The following is a 21881-nucleotide window of genomic DNA, read 5'->3' on the forward strand; positions in this document are numbered from 1 at the left end:
GTCGCACAGGTCGGGCCGTACGCGCAACAGGTGAAGGTTCGCGTCCCATCCGCGAGGTCCCCCTGATGCCCCGCCAAGAGGAGACAGTGTGAGCACGATGCTGGAGAGCTACGCCGCCGGACGATGGTTCCGCGCGGCGGACGACGGGGAGCCTCTGCTCGACGCCGCCACGGGTGAGGAGGTCGCACGGGTCTCCAGCCGGGGGCTGGACGTCGCCGCGATGGTCCGGCACGCCCGGCGGGCCGGCGGCCCCGCCCTGCGATCCCTGACCTTCCACGAACGAGCCGCCATGCTCAAGGCGCTGGCCAAGCACCTGACCGCGCACAAGGAGGAGCTCTACGCGCTGTCGGTGCGGACCGGCGCCACCTCACGGGACACGATGGTCGACGTCGACGGCGGCATCGGCACCCTGTTCAGCTACGCGAGCAGGGGAGTACGCGAGCTTCCGAACGACACGGTCGTCCTGGACGGCGGCCTGGAACGCCTGGGCAAGGGCGGCACGTTCGTCGGCCGGCACGTCTACGCGTCCCGGCCCGGCGTCGCGGTCCAGATCAACGCCTTCAACTTCCCCGTCTGGGGGATGCTCGAGAAACTCGCCCCCGCGTTCCTCGCCGGACTGCCCTCGATCGTCAAACCCGCGAGCCAGACCGCCTACCTCACCGAGCTCACCGTCCGGCTGATCATCGAGTCGGGGATCCTGCCCGAGGGCACGCTCCAGCTCCTCGCGGGCGGCGCGGGGACACTGCTCGACGAGCTGACGGTCCAGGACTCCGTCGCCTTCACCGGCTCGGCGCACACCGCCAGGATCCTGCGCCGCCACCCGAGCGTCCTGGACGGCGGCGTCGTCCTCGGCGTCGAGGCCGACTCCCTCAACTGCTCGATCCTCGGACCCGACGTACGGCCGGAGGACCCGGAGTTCGACCTGTTCGTCAAGGGAGTCGTCACCGAGATGACGGTGAAGGCGGGGCAGAAGTGCACCGCCATCCGCCGGGTGCTCGTGCCCGGGACGATGGCCGGCCGCGTGGTCGAGGCGCTCGCCGCGCGCCTGGCGAAGGTGACCGTCGGCGACCCGCGCAACCCGGACGTGCGGATGGGCGCGCTCGCGAGCCTCGGCCAGCGCGACGAGGTGCGCAAGGCCGTCGAGGCGCTGAAGGCGAACGCCGAGGTCGTCGTCGGCGACCCCGGGGGAGGGGCCCTGCTCGACGGCGACCCCGAGCGCGGCGCGTTCATGACCCCGCTCGTGCTGCGCGCGCGGCCCGGCGCCGCCGAGCCGCACGACGTGGAGCCGTTCGGCCCGGTGAGCACCGTGCTCACCTACGACGACCTGGAGTCGGCGATCGGCCTGGCGGCGCGCGGCAAGGGCAGCCTCGTCGCCTCCGTCGTCACCCACGACCCGCAGGTCGCGCGGTCCGTCGTGCTCGGGCTGGCGCCCTGGCACGGCCGGGTCCTCGTCCTGGACCGGGACGACGCCAAGGAGTCCACCGGGCACGGCTCGCCGCTGCCCGTCCTGGTGCACGGCGGCCCCGGGCGGGCCGGCGGCGGCGAGGAGCTCGGCGGCGTCCGCGGGGTCCTGCGCCACATGCAGCGCACCGCCGTCCAGGCCTCCCCGGACCTGCTCACCGCGGTCACCGGGCAGTGGACGACCGGCGCCGCGCGCGCCGAGTCGGATGTCCATCCCTTCCGCAAGTCGCTGGCGGAGCTGCGGATCGGGGACGGCATCTCCTCCGTGCCGCGGACGGTCTCGCTCGCCGACATCGACCACTTCGCCGAGTTCACCGGCGACACCTTCTACGCGCACACCGACGCCGACGCCGCCGCGCGCAACCCCCTGTTCGGCGGCATCGTCGCGCACGGGTACCTGGTGGTGTCCCTCGCCGCCGGTCTCTTCGTCGACCCGGCGCCCGGGCCGGTGCTGGCGAACTTCGGCGTCGACGGGCTGCGCTTCCTCACCCCGGTGAAGGCGGGCGACGCCATCGCCGTGACGCTGACCGTCAAGCAGATCACACCCCGCGTCAACGCGGACTACGGCGAGGTCCGCTGGGAGGCGGTCGTGACCAACCAGGACGGCCAGGCGGTCGCCACCTACGATGTGCTCACCCTCGTGGCCAAGACCTGGCCCGCGACGTCCGCGCCGTCCTGCTGACCGGCGCGGGCGAGGCGTTCTGCGCCGGCCTGTTGGCCGACGCCGTCAGCGCAGGTCACGGCCTCCGCCTCCATCTCCCGCCTTGATCCGGCGAAACCGCCGCCAGGCGGTCGCGCCGGGCCGGTGCTCTCCGCGGGCCGTGACCGTCAGGGCGACGGCGGTCAGCGCGGAGAGCAGGGTCCAGCTCGGCGCGAAGCTGCCGGTCAGGTCCCTGAGCAGGCCGAGAGCGGGCGGCGCGAGGACGACGGCGATCTGGTTGAGGGCCATCACCGAGCCGAGGGCGAATCCCGTCTTGCCCGGTGGCGCCGATTCGGCCACATGGGCGACCCACGGGCCGTACCAGCCGATCCCGAAGAACCCGAGCCAGATGAACAACAGGCAGGCCGCCACAGGTGAACGCCCCACGGGAGTGATCAGCGCCGACATCCCCGCGGTCACAGCGGCCATACAGGCCAGGACACAGACGTAGCGTCCGGACCTGCTGCGGTCGCTCCAGGCCGCCAGGCAGACGCGGCCGGCGACGCCCGCCCCCTGAGCCGCCACCAGAACGAGGGCCGCCGAACCTTCCTCGACAGCCGTCACCTCGTGGAGGTACAGCACGGTCAGGACGCCTACCCCGCTGTGCACCGAGACCAGGCTCATCCCGGACAAAATGAGCTTCACCATGGACGGTTCACGGAGCATCCGCAGCCGGGCACCCGACCGCGACGCGAGCGAGGCATGCGACCGCGCGTCAGGAGGAGTGCCGTCCCGGGAAGGGCTTCGGGCGGGCGGCCGGCGGTAGAGGCCCATGAAGGCGATGGCCCCCAGCAGCGCGACGACTGCGCCGGCCATGAGCGCCGCGCGCAGGCCGAGAGCGGCGGCGAGGACGGGCAGCGCCGCCGCGGCCAGTACGCCGCCCAGCGGCAGACCCGCCTGGCGGATCCCCATCGCCACCCCCCGCCGGGAGGCGTCGAACCAGGACGCCACCGACTTGCTGCCGCCGGGCTGGACAGTGCTGTATCCCGCACCGACGATCAGCAGGACAAGGAGCAGGGAGGAATATCCCCGCACCACGCTTCCCACACCGAGACTCACGGCGACCACACCGGCCCCGATTCCGACGACCCACCGCTCGTCGTAGCGGTCCAGCAGTTCCCCGGCCACCAGCAACCCGACCAAGGGGACCAGTTGCGCCGCCGAGAGCAGGAGACCCAGTTGCGCCGTACTCAGGCTCAGATCATGTCGCAGGTGGATGCCCATCGCCCCGATGCCCTGCACGAAGAACCCGGAGGCGGCCTGGGTGAAGGTGGCGACACCGAGGACGACCCACCGGTATCGCCACGTGTGGTGCGCCGGCTCGCCGCCGCTCATCCGGCTCCCCGCTCTGGACGAGGTTCCATCGGTCTTCACGGTCGCGCGGCCGATCGCCCCGTACCGCCGGGCATCCGTCACGGACGCCAGCACAGCGCGGGGTCGGGGTGGTCGAAGAAGCCGAGTTCCCGGTAGAGCGGCTCGCCCTCGCGAGAGGCGTACAGATCCACCCGGACGGCCTCACGTTCCCGGAACCAGTCGAGTAGGCCCCGCATGATGGCGCGGCTGTGGCCACGTCGTCGATACGCCGGGTCGGTGACCACGCCGATCACGTGTCCGATCCGGCCGTTCCGGGAGTGCGGGCCGGGAAACCACTGCTCGATGGTGCCGATGCCGCAGGCGGCGAGGCCGTCGTCACCGTCCACGACCAGGATCCGTGCGTCGTCCTCCGCCAGCTTTTCCTCCAGGACCGCGGCAAGGGTCTCCCGCCAGTCGCCGCCCGCTGACGAGGGGTTGAAGAAGTCTCCGCCGAGGTCCTCGAACAACAACGCCCGCAGACGGACGAGTTCGGTGATGTCTTCCTGGGACGCCGGCCGTACATCGGTGTGAGCTGTCATGCCGATCAGACTCGTGTAAGGGTCTTGTACACATCAACCCTTACATCGAGAACGTCGTGCACCTGGCCGACCGGCGGCCGCCAGGCCTTCAGGCCGTCCCTCAGTTCCCGACCTTCCCCCACTCCGCGCCCCGGCCGCGGGCCTCGTCGAAGACCAGCCACGTACGCGTGGCGCGGACGCCGGGGACGTCCTGGATGCGTTCCAGCACGACGTGCCTGAGCGCCGCGTTGTCCGGGGTCCTGACCAGGATCAGGACGTCGTAGTCGCCTCCGACCATCGCGAAGTGCTCGACGTAGGGGATCTCCTGGAGCCTCGCCGACACCGTGCGCCAGGAGTTCTGCTCGATGGTGACCGAGACGTACGCGCTGGTGCCCAGGCCCGCCTTGTGCGGCGCGAGCTCGGCGGTGAAACCGGTGATCACCCCGTCGTCGATCAACCGGGTGAGCCGCGCGTAGGCGTTGCCGCGCGAGATGTGGACGCGTTCGGCGAGGGTCCGCACCGACATCCGGCCGTCGCGCCGCAACTCGGCGATGATCGCGCGATCCACTTCGTCGAGCCGTCCGGCCGAATGTCCCGGCCATCCCTCGTCGACGCCCCCTCCGGTCAACATTTGGCCCTCCACGAGTCCACTAGAGACCATTTGTCGCTGATTGTGCCCTATGTCTTGAACGGTTGGCTCCCTCGCCGGAGGCTTCTCTCGTCAAACGTCCAGAGAAAGCGAGCGACGCCATGTCCGTGAGGACACATCCCCAGGTGGTCGACGGCCTTCTTCCCTCGCCCGCCCCCGTGCGCTTCGTCGACGAGGACGGCAAGCCCCTCGAACCGCCCGCCGGTTACCGGGCGCCAGGGGACGAGCAGCTGCTGGAGGCGTACCGCCGGATGGTCCTGGGCCGGCGCTTCGACCGCCAGGCGACCGCGCTGACCAAGCAGGGCAGGCTCGCCGTGTACCCCTCCAGCCGCGGCCAGGAGGCCTGCCAGATCGCCGGGGTGCTCGCGCTGCGCGAGGACGACTGGCTGTTCCCCACCTACCGCGACTCGGTGGCCCTGGTCTCCCGCGGCATCGACCCCGTCGAGGTGCTCACCCTGCTGCGGGGCGACTGGCACTGCGGCTACGACCCGGTGGCCACGCGCGTCGCCCCGCAGTGCACGCCGCTGGCCACCCAGACCATCCACGCGGTGGGCCTGGCCGAGGCGCTCCGCCGCAAGGGCGAGGACGCCGTCGTGATGGCCTTCATCGGCGACGGCGGCACCAGCGAGGGCGACTTCCACGAGGCGCTCAACTACGCCGCGGTGCTGCGCGCCCCCGTCGTGTTCTTCGTCCAGAACAACAAGTACGCGATCTCGGTACCGCTGGCCAGGCAGACCGCGGCCCCCGCGCTCGCCTACAAGGGGATCGGCTACGGCATGCGGTCCGAGCAGGTGGACGGCAACGACCTCGTCGCGGTGCTGTCGGTGCTGACCGAGGCGGTGCGGCACGCGCGGGAGGGCGGCGGCCCGTTCCTGGTGGAGGCGCACACCTACCGCATGGACTCGCACACCAACGCCGACGACGCCACCCGCTACCGCACGAGCGAAGAGGTCGAGCAGTGGGAATCGGCCGACCCCCTCGCCCGCCTGGAGACCTACCTGCGCGACCGGGGGGCGCTCGACGCGGAGGGGGTCGCCGCGGCGAACCAGGCCGCCGAGGAGTTCGCCGCCCGCCTCCGCGACGCGATGAACACCGATCCGGAGACGGACCCGTTCGAGCTGTTCGACCACGTCTTCGCCGACCCCACCCCCCAGTTGCGCGAGCAGCGGGCCCTGCTCGCGTCCGAGCTGACCGCCACGGAGGACTGAGATGACCGCGATGACGATGGCGCAGGCGCTGAACACCGCCCTGCGGGACGCGTTGCGCGAGGACGAGCGGGTTCTCGTCTTCGGGGAGGACGTGGGACCGCTCGGCGGGGTCTTCCGCATCACCGACGGGCTGACCAAGGAGTTCGGCGAGGAGCGGTGCTTCGACACCCCGCTCGCCGAGTCGGGGATCGTCGGCCTGGCCGTGGGCATGGCGATGGGCGGCTTCCGGCCCGTGGTGGAGATGCAGTTCGACGCCTTCGCCTACCCGGCCTTCGAGCAGATCGCCTCGCACGTCGCCAAGACCCGCAACCGCACCCGCGGCCGGCTGTCGCTGCCGATGGTGATCCGGATCCCGTACGCGGGCGGCATCGGCGGCGTCGAGCACCACTGCGACTCCAGCGAGGCCTACTACGCCCACACCCCCGGCCTGAAGGTCGTCACGCCCGCGACCCCGGACGACGCGTACTGGCTGCTGCGCGACGCCATCGCCGACCCCGATCCGGTGATCTTCATGGAGCCCAAGCGGCTGTACTGGTCGAAGGGCGAGACCACCCCCGGCGACCGGCGCGCCGCGGGCTTCGGGCGGGCGGCGGTACGGCGCGAGGGACGTGACGCGACGCTCGTCGCCTACGGGCCCGGCGTCCCGGTGGCGCTCGAGGCGGCCGAGACCGCGGCCCGCGACGGCGTCTCCCTGGAGGTGGTGGACCTGCGCACGCTCGTCCCGTTCGACGACGAGACCGTCGTGTCCTCGGTGCGCAAGACGGGACGCTGCGTGGTGATCCAGGAGGCCCAGGGATTCGCCGGAGTGGGCGCCGAGATCGTGGCACGCGTCCAGGAACGCTGCTTCCACTCGCTCGCCGCCCCCGTGCTGCGCGTCACGGGCTTCGACATCCCCTACCCGCCCCCGAAACTGGAGCACTCACACCTGCCGGACGCCGACCGGGTCCTCGACGCGGTCGACCGGCTCCAGTTCGAGGACGAGCCCGACGTCCTGCACCTGGTCCGGGAGGCATCATGACCACCGCTCCCGCGCGCCAGGTTTTCCGCCTGCCCGACCTGGGGGAGGGCCTGACCGAAGCCGAGATCATCGAATGGAAGGTCGCCGCCGGCGACACGGTCGAGGTCGACCAGATCGTGGTGGAGGTCGAGACCGCCAAGGCGGTCGTGGAGGTGCCGATCCCCTACGCGGGCATCGTGACGCGCCTGCACGCGGAGGCGGGCGGCGTCCTGTCGGTGGGCGAACCCCTCATCGAGGTCGGCCCGGCCGACGCCGCGGAGGTCCACCCCGCGGCGGCCCGCTACCGCGAGGAGGAACAGGCCGGCTCCGGCAACGTCCTGATCGGCTACGGCACCGGCCACGCCTCCGGCACGCGCCGGCGCCGCCACGGCCGCTCCCGGCCCGCCGCCGGGACGGCCCCCGCGACCGGCACGCCGCAGGCCCCTCGCGTGATCTCCCCGCTCGTCCGCAGGATCGCCCGCGAGCACGGAGTCGATCTCGCCGGCGTCAGCCCCAGCGGGCCGCACGAGGTGATCCTCCGCCGCGACGTCGACCGGGCCATCGCCCGCGGGACGGCCGAGAAGCCCGCGCCCCCCTCCTCCCCGGCCGGGACGGCCAAAGCCCTCACGGCGGAACGGATCCCCCTGCGCGGGCTGCGCCGCGCGGTGGCCGACAAGCTGAGCCGCAGCCGCAGCGAGATCCCCGACGCCACCACCTGGGTGGACGTCGACGCCACCGGCCTGCTGGAGGCGAAGAACGCGCTCCGGCAGACCCAGCCCGAGCTCGGAGTGGGGCTGCTGGCCATGCTCGCCCGCATCTGCGTCGAGGGACTGCGGCGGTTCCCGGAGCTGAACTCCACCGTCGACACCGGCCGGAGCGAGATCGTCCGGTACGGGCACATCAACCTCGGCTTCGCCGCGCAGACCGACCGCGGTCTCGTCGTGCCGGTGGTCCGGGACGCGCACCTGATGACGACCGCCCGGCTCGCCGCGGAACTGACCCGGCTCACCGGCCTGGCGCGCTCGGGCAAGCTGCCTCCCGAAGCGCTCACCGGAGGGACGTTCACGCTGAACAACTACGGGGTCTTCGGAGTGGACGGATCAACCCCGATCATCAACCATCCCGAAGCGGCGCTCCTCGGCGTCGGCCGCATCATCGACCGGCCCTGGGTGACCGGCGGCACCCTCACGGCGCGCAAGATCACCCAGCTGTCCCTCACCTTCGACCACCGGGTCTGCGACGGCGGCGTCGCCGGCGGCTTCCTGCGCTACGTGGCGGACTGCGTGGAGAACCCGGCGATCCTGCTCGCCCACGCGTAGCCCGCGACGCGCCGGCCGAGCCGCGGCATGCATCTCCGGGCACGACGACGTGGACGCAGATGCCGGCCGCGGCTCCGTCGTCGCGGCGGCGTGAGGGCCGGCGCAGGTGGCGAGCGTCTCCTCCCGATCCCGAGCGCGACGACGGGAGCGGCGAGTGACGGCTCTCGAGCACCGCCGTCCGGCCGGCGATCACCTTCACGCCGTCGCGGCCGCGTATTCGGCGGCGGCCTTCGCCCTCACGTATGTCACACCGAGCGTGTCGGCGATCGCCACGGCGGCCTTGGCGCAGTTCACCGCTGTGACCGTGGCGCCGAGCAGCCGCCATGTCCGGGCCAGGGCTATGAGAGACGTCGTCTCGCCTCTCCGGTACCGGATCCGGCGCGCGCGTTCGACGCTGCAGGTAAGCACGTCCGCCGCATCCTTCAGGCGGCCGAGGTCGATATAGATCAACCCGAGCCGCTGCAGCGTCGCGCTTCCGTTGTAGTCGTCGTTGGCCTCGTCGTACCAGGCCAAGGCCTTCTCGGTGAACCGGATGGCTTCGTCGTACCGGCCGAGCTGATGGTACGCCTGGCCCAGGGCGCTCAACGCGAACACCTCGCCGACCGCGGCGCCGATCTGCCCGGCCACCGCCCGTTGCCGCTCCAGGCACGCGATCGCCTCGTCGGAGCGGTTCTGCAGGAGGTAGGCGACCCCCAGGTTGCCCAACGCCCGCTGCTCGCCGAACCGGTCACCGAGCTCGCGGCAGATGGGCAGTTCGGCGGCGAGGTGCGTTTCGGCCTCATCGGGGCGGCCGGCCAGCGAAAGAGCGAGGCCGATGATGCCGTTGGCGTACGCTTCCGAGCGCCGGTCACCCAGCCGCCTGGCCAGGGAGACGGCCCGTTCGTTGAGTTCGATCATGTCGTGTGGGTAGCCCTCCATCACCAGGAACCAGTGCAGCGCCAGGGTCAGCCCGACACCGAGGCGGGCGTGTTCGTCCGGGCCGTGCCATGACTGCCGGATCAGGGCCAGGATGTTCGCCCGTTCCGTCTCCAGCCAGCGGCGGGCTTCATCGGGGCCGGCGAACGGGCGCCGGGCCGCGGGGACGTCCGGGACGGGGTAGTGGGTGCGGCTCGGATAGGCCAGGTGGGTCGCGCTGCGGGTGGTGGCGAGGTAGTGACCGAGCAGCCGGGTGACCGCGACGGTGGCTTCGCGGGCAGGAATCGTCTCGGCGGCCAGCTCGTGGGTGAACAGCCGGACCAGGTCGTGCATCTGGTAGCGGTCGGCCCCCGACGGCTCGACCAGGTGGGCGTCCAGCAGGCGCTCGATCATCCGCTCCGCTTCGGTCGCCGAGGTGCCGGCCAGTGATGCGACGACGTCGGCGTCCATGTCGGTTACGGGACTCAGGCCGATCATGCGCAGCGCCCGCGCGGCCGCTCGGTCGCCCGGATCCTCGCTGCGTTGCAGGATCGTGTGGCTCAGAGCGAGGCTGCTGCGCACGGCGAGGTCGCCCGCGGCCAGTTCGGTGAGCCGGTGCCGCTCGTCGTCGAGGCGGTCCACCAGGCAGCGGACGGGCCAGTTCGGCCTGGTCTTGAGCCGGGAGGCGGCGACGTGGAGACCAAGCGGCAGATGGTCGCACAACTCGGCGAGGCGACCGGTGGCCGATGGATCGGCCGCCGCACGGGCGTCTCCGATCAGAGCCGCGAGCATCGCACGCGCGGCGTCCGGGTCGAGCGGGCCCAGGCGAAGATGAGTGGCACCGTTGAGCGTGGTCAGGCCGGCGCGGCTCGTGACGAGCACGGGCGTGCCGGCCGTGCCCGGTAACAGCGGACGCACCTGCGCCGCGGCCGCGGCGTTGTCCAGCAGGATCGCCATGCGCCGGCCGGCCACCAGGCTGCGGAACACCGCTGCCGCCTCGTCGACGTCGGAGGGAACGTCCGCCGCTGCGACGCCGAGTGCGCGCAGGAACCGCCCCAGGGCCTCGCCGGAGGCGAGCGGCTCCACTCCGGACGTCGCACCTCGCAGGTTCACATACAGATGCCCGTCCGGTAGGTACGCGGACCAGAGGTTCACCGCCCGCACCGCCAGCGCCGACTTGCCCGCACCGGGCGGGCCGTGGATGACGACCGCCGGAGCCGTGCCGGCCACGTCGCCTGGTGCCAGCACACCGCCCAGCGCGGCAAGCTCGTCGTCGCGGCCGACGAAAGTGGCGACGTCGGGGGGGAGCTGCCGTGGCCTGATGGCGGCGTCGAGCCGGGCCTCTGCGATGGCCACCCCGAAGGACGCGGTCAGTGCCGGATCCGAATGGAGGATCCGGCTCTGCAGAGTCCGCAGTGGAGCACTCGGCTCGATACCGATCTCGTCGATCAGGTGATCGCGCAGGCGCTGGTAGGCGGCGAGCGCATCGGCCTGCCGACCGTCCCGGTACAACGCGAGCATCAACTGCCCCCACAGCCGCTCGCGCAAGGGACGCCGGACGACCCAGCTCTGCAACTCCCCAACGACCTCGGTGTGCCGGCCCAGGGCAAGACGGGCGTCGAAAAGCTCCTCCACCGCTGTCAGCCGTTGCTCTTCCAGTCGCTGCGCGGTGGAGACGAGCGCATCGGTCGTGAGCGGCACGTTCTCCAGCACCGCCCCCCGCCACAGGCTCAGCGCCTCTTGCAGCCGGCTCGCCGCCGCCCCGGAGTCGCCCCGGCAGCGCACATCGGCACTGTCGGCGATCAGCCGCTCGAACGCCAGCATGTCCAGGCGCTCCGGCGGGACGACGATCGTGTAACCGTGTGGGTCGGTCATGATCGGCGCAGTCGCCGGATCGGCCGGCGCCAGCAGGCGACGCAGCGACCATACGTACGTCCGCAGATTCGACAAGGCCGATTCCGGTGGACGGGGCCCCCACAGGCCGTCCACCAGACTCTCCACCGAAACCAGCGTGTTGGCTCTGGCCAAAAGAATAGCAAGGAGGAGGCGGAGTTTCGGGCGGCCGATTTTCACATCGCTTCCGTCGGCCCCGGTCACCTCCAGCGGCCCAAGCAGACGGAACTGCATCCGCGCTCCCATCTATCGAAGAAGGTCAGCTTATTAACCGTTTCGGCTCCGGTGAAGAACCTTTGACGTTCATGTTTCACGTGGCCGGCCAGGGGCCGGCCGGTGGGACCGGCCTGGTGTATCCGTTTTAGATCACGGGTGTATCCGCTCCGGCTACGTTCAGCGGGACCCGAAGGCCTCTATTGCCCACCCGGCGCCTTTTGTTCCCAACTGGTCGCCGTCGCCATTCAGTGATTTCACTCGTGCACGGAAAGCCGGGGAGGGCTGATGCCCTCGCCGCGCCCGATGTCGCTCTGACAAACATTTCGTCTCGCCGGCGTCCGGAACATGATTGCCGGGCGGCGCTGCCGGAGGTGCTCATGGTGCGTTGGATTGGACGGCTGCTTTCGGTGGGAATCGCCCTGATGTTGCCGTTGTCGACGTGCGGCGGGACATCACTGGCCGCCGGGAAAAGAGGGCAGGCGGCCGTCTCACGGCCGGAACCCGTCAAGGTCGAGGCCGCCGGCAGGCGGGCGGTGCCCGTTGACGCCGAAGCCAAGGACGTGCTGCGCGAGACACCGAAGGTGGTGTGGCCGTCCGCCTCGACGATCCGGGTGGACCAGGGCGACGTCCGTGTCGAGGTGCTCGATCGGGCGGCGGCGGCCAAGGCCGATGTGTCCGGGGTCTTGTTTCACACGACAGCGACAAGCGAATCAGGCCCGAAATCAGCGGCGAACGCGAATGAAGCAGAGAGAACGGCCCGCATCACCATCGATTACGGTGGATTCGCGCACGCGTACGGAGGCGACTGGGCGACTCGCCTGTCCGTCATGCGCCTGGGGAAGAACGGTGAGCGCACGCGCGTGCCGGCCGCGAATGACATGGCCCGGCAGACCTTGACCGCCCGCGTCGCGGATGCCGAGGGCCTGTACGCGCTGACGTCCACGGCGAGCGGCCCGATGGGCTCGTACGCCCCGACCTCCCTCGCCCCCACCGCGATCTGGCAGGTCGGCCTGCAGTCCGGCGACTTCGAGTGGTCGTATCCGATGCGCGTCCCGCCCGTACCCGGCGGGGCGCCCGACCTGGCGCTGTCGTACAGCTCGGGAGGAATCGACGGGCACGCCGCGGCGACGAACAACCAGCCGAGCTGGGCGGGCGAGGGGTTCGACCTCAACGCGGGTGGCTACATCGAGCGGTCGTACAAACCGTGCAAGGAGGACGGGCAGGCGGCCTCCGGCGACCTGTGCTGGGGCTCCTACAACGGCAAGGTCGCCCAGAGCGTGACGGCGATCCTGCCCGACCTGACGAGCGAGCTGGTCCTCGACGAGCGCACCTCGGTCTGGAAGGCCGAACGGGACAGCGGATACCGCGTGGAACTGCTGACCAGCACGACCAACGGCAACGGCGACGACAACGGCGAGTACTGGCGGCTGACCGGCCCGGACGGCACCCAGTACTTTTTCGGGCGTAACCGCCTTCCCGGCTGGGCGGCGGGCAACCCGGAGACGAAATCGGTGCTGACGGTGCCGGTGTTCGGCAACAACTCCGGCGAGCCGTGCAGTTCGGCCACGTTCGCCACATCCTCCTGCTCACAGGCCTACCGCTGGTACCTCGACTACGTCGTGACCCCGCACGGCGACGTGACCTCCTACTTCTACGAGCAGGAGGCCAACTACTACGCGAAGAACGGCGGCACGCCGGTCGCCTACGCGCGCGCCGGCCATCTCGGCCACATCGACTACGGCCAGCGAGACGGCCAGGTCTTCTCGACGGCGCCGGCCGCCCGCGTCGTCTTCACCCCGGCCGGCCGCTGCCTCGACGGGTCCGCCTGTACGCAGCAGACGCCGCAGGACTGGCCGGACACGCCATGGGACCAGGCGTGCGGCGCGGCCTCCTGCCCGGTCGCGTCGCCGACCTTCTGGACGTCCCAGCGCCTCGCCAAGATCACGACGCAGGTCAGGGACGGCACGATGTTCCGTGACGTCGACTCCTGGACCCTGAACCACCAGTACCCGCGCACCGGCGACGCCGGAAGCCCGATGCTGTGGCTGAACTCGATCGCCCACTCGGGCCACGTCGGCGGCGGAACGTCATCGCTTCCGGCCGTCCGCTTCGACGGCGACAGCTTCCCGAACCGCGTCGTCTCCGACCCGGTCGACCAGCTGGCCTTGAAGAAGCGCCGTGTGACGAAGATCTACAACGAGCTCGGCGGTGTCGTCGAGGTCACCTACGCGCCGAACGAGTGCACGACGACCGCGCTGCCGGCCCCCGACAGCAACACCAAGCGCTGCTTCCCGGAATACTGGGTCCCCGAGGGCGCCCCCGCTCCGAAACTCGACTTCTTCCACAAGTACGTCGTCAACCAGGTCACCGAGCGGGATCTGGCCGGCCTCAACACGCCGAAGGTCACTTCGTACCAGTACATCGGCGGCGCGTGGGCACACGACGATCTCGAGATGGTGCCGGACGCGCGTAAGAGCTGGGGGCAGTGGCGCGGTTTCCTGCGCGTGAAGGTGCGTACGGGCAGCGCGGCCCTCGGCGTGCCGCAGACGCTGACCGAGCACCTCTTCCTTCAGGGCATGGACGGCGACCTCAACGCCGACAACACGCACAAGCACGCCGAGGTCGTCGACTCCAGAGGCGTCAGCACGCCCGACCTCCCGGTCAGGCGCGGGTTCAGCCGGGAGACGGCCACCTACGAGGGGGACGGCGGCGCCCTCGTCTCGATGTCGCTCAACGACCCCTGGGAGTCGTCCGCTCCGACAGCGCAGCGCGCCCGGTCGTCTGGAACGCTCGCGGCCTACCTCACCGGGGTGAAGCGCGTGCGGACCCGCACCGCGCTGGCCGAGGGGGGATACCGCGATACCGATCAGCAGATCGACTACGACGACTACGGATTCCACCGGCAGACGAACGACCTCGGTGACGTCTCGACGGCGGCCGACGACGAGTGCACGAAAGTGTCCTACGCCAGGAACACCGACGCCTGGATTCTCTCGACGATTTCCCGGGTCGAGAAGTACGGGGCGGCCTGCGACGCGACGCCCTCCTTCCCGGCGGACGCGATCTCCGACACGCGGTACTTCTACGACGGCTCGGCGACCCTTGGAGCCGCCCCCACGAAGGGGGACGCGACCAGGCGGGAGGAACTGTCCGACTGGTCCTCGGGCCCGGTCTACACACCCGTCTCGCGGGCGTCGTACGACGCGCACGGCCGGGTGGTGGAGGAGTACGACGCGAGGGACGCGAAGACGACGACCACCTACACCCCCGCGACCGGCGGGCCCGTGACGAAGGTGACGACGGTCGACCCGCTCGGCCAGGCCTACCAGGAGGAGCTGCAGCCCGCCTGGGGCCTGCCGGCCGCGCGGATCGATGCCAACGACCTCGCGACGACGTCCGACGACAGGCGCACCGAGCTTCGCTACGACGGGCTCGGCCGGCTGGAGAAGGTCTGGCTGCCCGGCCGGGCCACGACGGCCACGCCGAACCGGCAGTTCACCTACACCGTCCGGCAGGACGCGGCGTCCTCGATCGCGACCAGGAGGCTCGCCGACGACGGCGTCGTCAGCACGGCGTACACGCTCTACGACGGCTTCGGCCGGGTGCGCCAGACGCAGTCCACTCCGGCCTCGGGGGCGCCGGGCCGCGTCCTGACCGACACCTGGTACGACTCGCACGGCAACCTGGCCAAGCGGAACGCGCCCTACTACGACCCGGACACGTCCGCGGGCACCGTGCTCGGCCTGGTGGCGTCCGACGTGCCGTCGCAGACCGTCTACCAGTACGACCGGGCGGGACGGCAGGTGACGGAGAGCCTTCGTTCCAGGGGAGCGGAGCTGTGGCGGACCACCACGTCCTATGGCGGGAACTGGAGGAAGGTCGACCCGCCGGCCGGCGGGACCGCGACGCAGACCTTCACCGACGCGCGCGGGCGCGTCACCGAGCTGCGGCAGTTCCACGGAGAGTCACCGTCGGGTGCCTACGACGCCACGACCTACCAGTACAGCAAGGCGGGGCGGCTCGCGAAGGTCACCGATCCCGCGGGCAACGTCTGGCGGTACGGCTACGACCCGCGTGGCCACCTGACCCGTGCCGAGCAGCCCGACCGGGGTGTCACCACGACCGGCTACGACGCGAACGGGAACGTCACCTCGCGCACGGACGCCAGAGGCCTGACGATCACGTACGTCTACGACGCGCTGAACAGGAAGACCGCCGCGTACGAGGGGAGCACCAAGCTCGCCGAGTGGACGTACGACACCCTGTCCAAGGGGCTGCCGACCTCGTCGACGCGGTACACCGGTACGGGCGGCGCGTACACCGTCGGGGTGACCGGATACGACGGCCGTGACCGCCCCACCGGGCAGATGGTGACGGTCCCGGGCGGCGACGGCTTCGGGTTCACCACCCTCACCACGTCGCTCACCTACACCGAGGACGACCAGCCCGCGACCAGGACGCTCCCCGCCGTCGGCGGACTGCCCGCCGAGAAACTGACCTACGGCTACAACGAGCAGGGCCTGCCGTCCTCCCTCACCAGCGACCGGACCGCGTATGTCGCCGCGGACTACACCGAACTCGGGGAGCTGTCGAGCCGGGCCCTCGGCGAACCCGGACGTGGTGTCTCACAAATGATCTCGTATGACGAGGCGACCCGCCGCACTATCGGGAGCAGCACCTCGGACGACCAGGGCGATGTGGCGGACCTGTCATACACCTACGATCCTGCGGGTAACGTCACCAAGCTTGCGGACCAGTCTGACGTGCAATGCCTGCGCAACGACTACCTGCGGCGCCTGGTGGAGGCCTGGACGCCGGCGAACGGTGACTGCGCCGCGGACCCGGCCACAGGCGCACTCGGCGGCCCGTCGCCGTACTGGCAGAGCTTCGGCTACGACGCCACGGGCGACCGCCTCAGGGAGACCCGGCACGCGGGCGCCGGTGACATCACCGCGACCTCCACGTATCCGGCGGCGGGAACACCCCGGCCGCACGGGGTCACGTCCGTGCACAGGCAGGGCCCCGGCCTCGACCGAACCGACGATTTCACCTACGACGCGGCCGGCAACCTCACCAACCGGACGGCCGGGGCCTCCGCACAGACCCTGACCTGGGACAGCGAGGGCCTGCTCGCCTCGGTCGCGGAGGGAGCGAAGACCGTCTCCTACCTGTACGACGCGGACGGCGGCCGGCTGATCCGGCGGGAAGGCTCCACGACCACCCTGTACGCGGGCGACACCGAGGTCACGGTCAGCGGCGGAACCGTGACAGCGACCCGTTACTACCGGCACGGCGACCAGGTGATCGCGGTGCGGCCGGGTGGCGGATCGCTGTCCTGGCTGGTCTCCGACCTCAACGGCACGGCGATCGCCGCGGTCGACGGGCGGACTCTGGCGGTCAGCAGGCGCAGGTACCTGCCCTTCGGCGAACCGCGCGGGTCGGCCCCGGCGAGCTGGCCCGGTGATCGCGGTTTCGTCGGCGGCGTCCAGGACGAGACAGGACTGACGCAGCTCGGCGCCCGCGCCTACGACCCGGCCACCGGGCAGTTCGCCTCGGTCGACGCCATCGCCGACCACGCCGAGCCGCAGCAGGTGAACGGCTTCGCGTACGCCGGCAACAGCCCGGTCACCCTTGCCGACGCAGACGGGATGAAGGCGAAGAAGGCGCCCAAGGTGGTGAAGGCGAAGCCGTCGAACCCCACGTCCCGACAGAAGCCGCAGAAGGTACAAACCCAAAAGACCTACCACGAGTACATGCCGAAACCCAACAGGAAACCCGGGGGCGGCTCACCCTGGCCCAACTCCGTCCTCACGGTTCTCCTGAACAGGGTCCTGAACTATCTGGCGGGCCCTCAGACGCGATCGGCCTATGAGCCGATCACGATCTGGGACGGGGAGTTCACCTACGCCACTTACGAGTCGGGCTGGGACGGGCCGGACGACGACGAGGCGTACCCGCAGCCGGCGAGCTACGGGGACGTCGACGACGTCATGGATCCGCCGGGGCCGAGCTGTGGGAACTGGAGCGACTGCCTCCCGCCTCCGAACAACGGTGAGGCGCCGCCGTTCCTGACCGCGCCGCGCCCGAGCGGCGGAGCTCCGGCCGCCGCCTACCAACCGGTCCCCGGTGTCCCGTTCGCCTCCCCGCTCCGCGACCCGGGCGCGAGCACCGAGAAGACGGCGAGCCTGGAGGTGTACCTCGGTCCGCCGTCGACGGCCGAGGCTCGCACGCACGGCCTGGACGGCCGCCGGTGATCCGGATCCGGGCCGCCGTGGCGGCCGTGGCGGTGACCGCACTGCTCACGGCCGCCGGACCCGTCGCCTCGGCCGGGACCTCGCCGGAACCACCGATCCCCCCGGGAAACGAGGCCGCCGTACCGGCTGGGACGACGCCGAACCCAGCGGGGCCTGTGCGGGGGCCGGCCTTCGCGGAGACCGAAGCGGACGGAATCCGCATGGCACGGCGGCTCGGCCGCCGCGTGCAGGTACAGGCCGCGGGGTCGGAGACGACCGAGGTGTTCGCCGATCCGGACGGTGACCTCACCGCCGAGATCCACCCGTTTCCGGTGCGGGCCAGGCGGGGAGACGGCTGGGCGGCGATCGACACCACGCTGCGGCGGCGCGCCGACGGCCGGATGGAACCGGTCGCCGTCGCCGCCGACGTCTCCCTCTCCGGGGGCGGTGAAGGTCCGCTCGCCACGATCAGGCGGCACGGTCGCACGCTCTCCTTCAATTGGCCGGCGCCGCTGCCCTCTCCGGACCTCGACGGGCCGAAGGCCACGTACCGCGACGTCCTGCCCGGTGTGGATCTGGTCGCCGAGGTCACCGAGGCGGGGTTCTCGGAGGTGCTGGTGGTCAAGAACGCCGAGGCCGCCCGGGATCCGCGGCTCCGGCGGCTGCGGTTCGGGGTGTCGGCGGACGGCTTGAAGATGCGCGTGGGCAAGAACGGCGGCCTGTCGGCCCTCGACGCGCGGGGCCGCACGCTGGTGTCGAGCGCCGGGCCCTGGATGTGGGATTCGACCAGGCAGGGCGGCGCGGTGGGCGAGGGGAGGCGCAGGCCCATCGGGGTCGAGGTCACGGGCGGCGGGATCGACCTGATTCCCGACGCCGGGCTGCTCACGGACCGTACCGCCGTCTTCCCGCTCTACATCGACCCGTCCTTCGAGGTGCTGGAGCAGCACTGGGTACTGGTCAGCGAGGCGTACCCGTCCGCGTCCTGGGTGGACTCGGGGTTCAACGCCCGTTCGGGAGCCAGTCCCGATGAAACGGTCAACGGCGTCTTCGCCCCTTTCTACCGGTCGTTCTTCCAGCTGTTCACCGCCCCCTTGATCGGTAAGATCATCAAGACGGCCAAGTTCCAGGCGTTCGTCGAGCGGGCGTACGACTGCACGCCCGCCGAGTGGCAGCTGTGGCGCACCGGTCCGATCAGTGTCGAGACGACCTGGCAGAACCAGCCCTCCTGGCTGCGGAAGATCGGCTCGAAGAGCGACTCCCACGGCGGAGACCCGGTCAAGTGCCAGCCCGACATGGTGGGCTTCGATCTGACCTCCTTCCTCACCGAGGAACTGGCGGCCGGTTCCGAGACCGTCACCATCGGCCTGCGCGGGGCCGAGGCGACGCACACCGGCGGCAAGGAGTTCCGGCTCCGCGACCTGATCTTCGCGGTGGAGTACAACACGGCCCCCGAGGTGCCGAAGCCCGTCGAGACGAGCGGCGGCATGCGGTGCGCGCAGGACTGGACCGGCGTTCACGTCCGGACCACCACTCCCGAGTTGAACGTGACACTGTACGACGCCGAGCAGCGCGTCAGGGCGACGTACGAATGGCAGGCCGAGGACGGCACGCCGCTCGGATCGGTGTCCACGGAGTACGGCACGCCCGATGTCGGCCACACGGTGGTGATCCCCGACGGCGTCCTGACGAACGGCGGCCGGTACCGCTGGCACGCGCGGGCCGACGACGGCGACGCGACCACCGCCTGGTCGCCCTGGTGCCAGTTCACCGTCGACACCCAGCCGCCCGCGACCTCCCCGGTCATCTCCTCGGCCGAGTTACCCGCCGGCAGCCGCAACGGGTGGCAGTACCAGCCGGCGACCTTCACCTTCACCGCGGGCGGCTCCGCCGACGTCGTCGCCTTCAAGTACGGGCTGAACACCTACCCGGCCACGCTGGTCACGGCCGACACGCCGGGCGGGAAGGCAGCCGTCACCCTGACCTCCACCAGGAGCGGGAGCAACTACGTCTCCGCCCAGGGCATCGACAGGGCGGGGAACTCCGGTCCGATCCGCACCTACTCCTTCACCCTCCAGCGGGTCAGCGGCCCGATCGCCTGGTGGCAGCTGAACGACGGCTCGGGCGGCACCGCCACGGACAGCGCGGGCAACCTGCACCCGGTCACCTTCCTGGGCGGCGCGACCTGGAGCGCGGGACGCGGCGACGGGGGCATGCGCCTCGACGGCACGACCGGCGAGGGGACGACCGGGCATCCCGTCGTCGACACGACCAAGAGCTTCACCGTGATGGGCTGGGTCAAGCTCGACAACCGGAACAGCGACTGGCCGATCCTGACCCAGGACGGCCCGGGGGCGAGCGGCCTCGCGCTCGCCTACAACTGGCTCTCGCAACGCTGGTCGCTCTGCGTCCGGCCGCCGGACGGCGAGTCGTGCGCGCTCGCGAACACGACCGCGCAGGCCGGAGCGTGGACGCACGTCGCGGGAGTGTACGACGCCGAGCGGCACGAGCTCCGGGTCCATGTGAACGGCCGGCTCGCGGGGACGGCGCCGTACACCGGGTCGTTCAGCGCGGACGGTCCGCTGCGCCTGGGGAAGATGACCCGATCGGATGGGTTCGCCTGGTTCCTGCCGGGCGAAATGGACGACGTCCGCGTGTTCGGCAGGGTCGTTTCCCCCACCGAACTGCGCCTGCTGATGGCAGGGCCGAGCTACCTGCCGAGCGGCGAGTGGAAGCTGGACGAGGGCGCCGGGAGCGTACTGGCCGACGAGACCGGCGACGGGCACACGATGGTGACCTCCCCGTCCGGCACGTCCTGGACGACCGGCAGGCACGGCGGCGCGCTGCACCTCGACGGCGCCGGCGGATACGCCTACGCGGCGGGCCCGGTGCTGCGGACGGACAGGAGCTTCAGCGTCGCCACCTGGGTCCGCCTGGCAAGCCTTCGCGACTACGCCGCGGCCGTCAGCCAGGACGGCGACGACGACGGCAGCGCCTTCAGCCTCGGCTACAAGAAGAACTGGGGCCGGTGGAACTTCGCCGTGGCGGGCGACGCGGACCACCGGGACGGGGCCTACTCGAACTCCTTGCCGGTAGCCGGTGTCTGGACCCACCTGGCCGGGGTGTACGACGCGGGCATGGGGCAGGTCCGGCTGTACGTCGACGGCCGGCTCGCCGGATCCGCCGCCCAGCCGTCCGCGGGGGCGAGCGGCGGCTCGTTCGTGGCCGGGGCCGGGCGCGGCTCCGGCATGCGGACGACATTCTGGCCGGGCGACCTCGACGACGTACACGTCGTGGACCGGGTGCTGAGCGCCGGGGAGATCCAGCAGATCATGAACGCCTCGCCCACCACGCCGGGCGGGATCTTCCGGCTCGACGAGGGCGCGGGGACGACCACCGCCGACGCGAGCGGCAACGGCAACACGCTTCAGGTGGCGGACGACGTCGCCTGGACGGGCGGCGTGCTCGGCAGTTCGCTCGCGTTCAACGGCTCGGCCACCAGGGGCGCGAACGCGAACGGCCCGCTGATCCGCACCGACACGGACTTCACGGTCGCCGCGTGGGTCCGGCGCGACGCGAGGACGCCGAAGGCGCGCGCGGTCGCGCTCAGCCAGGACGGCCAGGTCAACAGCGGCTTCAGGCTCGGATACGACGCGGACCTCGACCGCTGGGAGATCGACGCCCCGAAGTCGGACTCCTCGGGCGCCCCGACGGTCCGGGTCACCTCCAGGAGCCTCGCCCTCACCGGGCGGTGGACCCACCTCGCGGGTGTCCTCAAGGCCGAGACCGGCATGTTGCAGCTTTACGTCGACGGTGTGCTCCAGGGCAGCGCGACGCTCTATCGCACCTGGACGGCCACCGGCTCGTTCGCCATCGGCCGCGGTCAGCGGGACGGTTGGTGGGGCGACAATTGGGCCGGTGCGGTCGACGACGTACGGGTGGGCCAGTTCGCCGCCTCGGCCGCGCAGGTGCGCGAGATGTACGGCATGCCGGATCCTCCCGCCCCGGGCTCGATCAAGATCAGGTCCGTGGGCTCAGGGCTGTGCCTGACCGAGCAGGGCGGGCCGAGCGGCTTCCTCTACCAGGGCTCCTGTGACGCGGTCACACCCGCGCAGACCCTCGAGACGACCGGCTCGGCTCACCGCGTCACCACCCTCCACCCGCTTTACGGCCCAGGCTGCATGGGCCTCGACCCCTACTGGAGCACGACACGTCCGGCGGACGGCTCCTGCGCCGACACCATCGACACCACGCTCCTGCTCAAACCCGTGATCAGCCCCCTGCGCGGCTTCCAGATCGTTTTCAGCGACTTGGGCCGGTGCCTCGCCATCGCCGGAGACTCCACCGCGAGCGGTGCCGACACGACCTTCGCGACCTGCGACCCGACCTCCAGGGGACAGATCTTCGCCTTCGACACACGCTGATCGTTTCCTGGCTCTTCTC

The 21881-nt window shown here is 71.2% G+C and carries 10 protein-coding genes; 6 read left to right on the forward strand and 4 right to left on the reverse strand.

Annotation, left to right across the window (positions count from 1 at the left end):
* The first annotated feature begins 88 nt into the window (after nucleotides 1–88).
* Nucleotides 89–2143 (forward strand): phenylacetic acid degradation bifunctional protein PaaZ, encoded by a 2055-nt coding sequence (paaZ, locus tag KIK05_RS04395; RefSeq protein WP_214409216.1) that lies wholly within the window; start codon nucleotides 89–91, stop codon nucleotides 2141–2143.
* Nucleotides 2144–2188: 45 nt separating this feature from the next.
* Here the strand turns inward: paaZ and KIK05_RS04400 are convergent, their stop codons facing one another.
* The 3 genes from KIK05_RS04400 to KIK05_RS04410 all read right to left on the reverse strand — a co-directional run bounded on the left by KIK05_RS04400 (nucleotide 2189) and on the right by KIK05_RS04410 (nucleotide 4663).
* On the reverse strand, nucleotides 2189–3496 hold the full coding sequence (locus KIK05_RS04400; RefSeq protein WP_214409217.1) for an MFS transporter: 1308 nt from the start codon (nucleotides 3494–3496) through the stop codon (nucleotides 2189–2191).
* Between the two features lie 77 nt (nucleotides 3497–3573).
* Entirely contained in the window at nucleotides 3574–4053 is a 480-nt protein-coding gene (locus tag KIK05_RS04405; protein WP_214409218.1) for a GNAT family N-acetyltransferase, read from the reverse strand.
* 100 nt (nucleotides 4054–4153) lie between these two features.
* Nucleotides 4154–4663 carry an Lrp/AsnC family transcriptional regulator gene (locus KIK05_RS04410; RefSeq protein ID WP_214409219.1) on the reverse strand — a complete coding sequence of 170 codons (510 nt, stop codon included), beginning with the start codon at nucleotides 4661–4663 and terminating at the stop codon, nucleotides 4154–4156.
* A 119-nt stretch (nucleotides 4664–4782) separates the two neighbouring features.
* Between KIK05_RS04410 and pdhA the strand changes: the two genes are divergently transcribed.
* From pdhA to KIK05_RS04425, 3 genes are read left to right on the forward strand one after another with little or no spacing between them, the layout of a single operon-like run.
* Nucleotides 4783–5889: a pyruvate dehydrogenase (acetyl-transferring) E1 component subunit alpha gene (gene pdhA / locus KIK05_RS04415; protein ID WP_214409220.1), complete on the forward strand. Its 1107-nt coding sequence runs from the start codon at nucleotides 4783–4785 to the stop codon at nucleotides 5887–5889.
* A gap of 1 nt (nucleotide 5890) precedes the next feature.
* Nucleotides 5891–6907: an alpha-ketoacid dehydrogenase subunit beta gene (locus KIK05_RS04420; RefSeq protein ID WP_214409221.1), complete on the forward strand. Its 1017-nt coding sequence runs from the start codon at nucleotides 5891–5893 to the stop codon at nucleotides 6905–6907.
* A complete protein-coding gene (locus tag KIK05_RS04425) occupies nucleotides 6904–8205 on the forward strand; it encodes a dihydrolipoamide acetyltransferase family protein (protein WP_214409222.1) in 1302 nt (433 codons plus the stop codon). The genes KIK05_RS04420 and KIK05_RS04425 overlap by 4 nt, the downstream gene beginning before the upstream one ends.
* Before the next feature lie 195 nt (nucleotides 8206–8400).
* Here the strand turns inward: KIK05_RS04425 and KIK05_RS04430 are convergent, their stop codons facing one another.
* Nucleotides 8401–11226, reverse strand: a complete 2826-nt coding sequence (locus KIK05_RS04430; protein ID WP_214409223.1) for an AfsR/SARP family transcriptional regulator — start codon at nucleotides 11224–11226, stop codon at nucleotides 8401–8403.
* 359 nt (nucleotides 11227–11585) lie between these two features.
* Between KIK05_RS04430 and KIK05_RS04435 the strand changes: the two genes are divergently transcribed.
* Together KIK05_RS04435 and KIK05_RS04440 are read left to right on the forward strand one after the other, a co-directional pair.
* Nucleotides 11586–17462: an RHS repeat domain-containing protein gene (locus tag KIK05_RS04435; protein ID WP_214409224.1), complete on the forward strand. Its 5877-nt coding sequence runs from the start codon at nucleotides 11586–11588 to the stop codon at nucleotides 17460–17462.
* A 200-nt stretch (nucleotides 17463–17662) separates the two neighbouring features.
* Nucleotides 17663–21862 (forward strand): LamG domain-containing protein, encoded by a 4200-nt coding sequence (locus KIK05_RS04440; RefSeq protein ID WP_214409225.1) that lies wholly within the window; start codon nucleotides 17663–17665, stop codon nucleotides 21860–21862.
* The last annotated feature ends 19 nt before the right edge of the window (nucleotides 21863–21881 follow it).

The organism is Sphaerisporangium fuscum (genome assembly GCF_018531465.1).
GTDB lineage: Bacteria > Actinomycetota > Actinomycetes > Streptosporangiales > Streptosporangiaceae > Sphaerisporangium > Sphaerisporangium fuscum.

Coding starts and splice junctions, on each gene's coding strand:
- KIK05_RS04400 (WP_214409217.1), bottom strand. CDS start 3,496: ATGAGCGGCGGCGAGCCGGCGCACCACACGTGGCGATACCGGTGGGTC.
- KIK05_RS04405 (WP_214409218.1), bottom strand. CDS start 4,053: ATGACAGCTCACACCGATGTACGGCCGGCGTCCCAGGAAGACATCACC.
- KIK05_RS04410 (WP_214409219.1), bottom strand. CDS start 4,663: ATGTTGACCGGAGGGGGCGTCGACGAGGGATGGCCGGGACATTCGGCC.
- pdhA (WP_214409220.1), top strand. CDS start 4,783: ATGTCCGTGAGGACACATCCCCAGGTGGTCGACGGCCTTCTTCCCTCG.
- KIK05_RS04420 (WP_214409221.1), top strand. CDS start 5,891: ATGACCGCGATGACGATGGCGCAGGCGCTGAACACCGCCCTGCGGGAC.
- KIK05_RS04425 (WP_214409222.1), top strand. CDS start 6,904: ATGACCACCGCTCCCGCGCGCCAGGTTTTCCGCCTGCCCGACCTGGGG.
- KIK05_RS04430 (WP_214409223.1), bottom strand. CDS start 11,226: ATGCAGTTCCGTCTGCTTGGGCCGCTGGAGGTGACCGGGGCCGACGGA.
- KIK05_RS04435 (WP_214409224.1), top strand. CDS start 11,586: ATGGTGCGTTGGATTGGACGGCTGCTTTCGGTGGGAATCGCCCTGATG.
- KIK05_RS04440 (WP_214409225.1), top strand. CDS start 17,663: ATGGCACGGCGGCTCGGCCGCCGCGTGCAGGTACAGGCCGCGGGGTCG.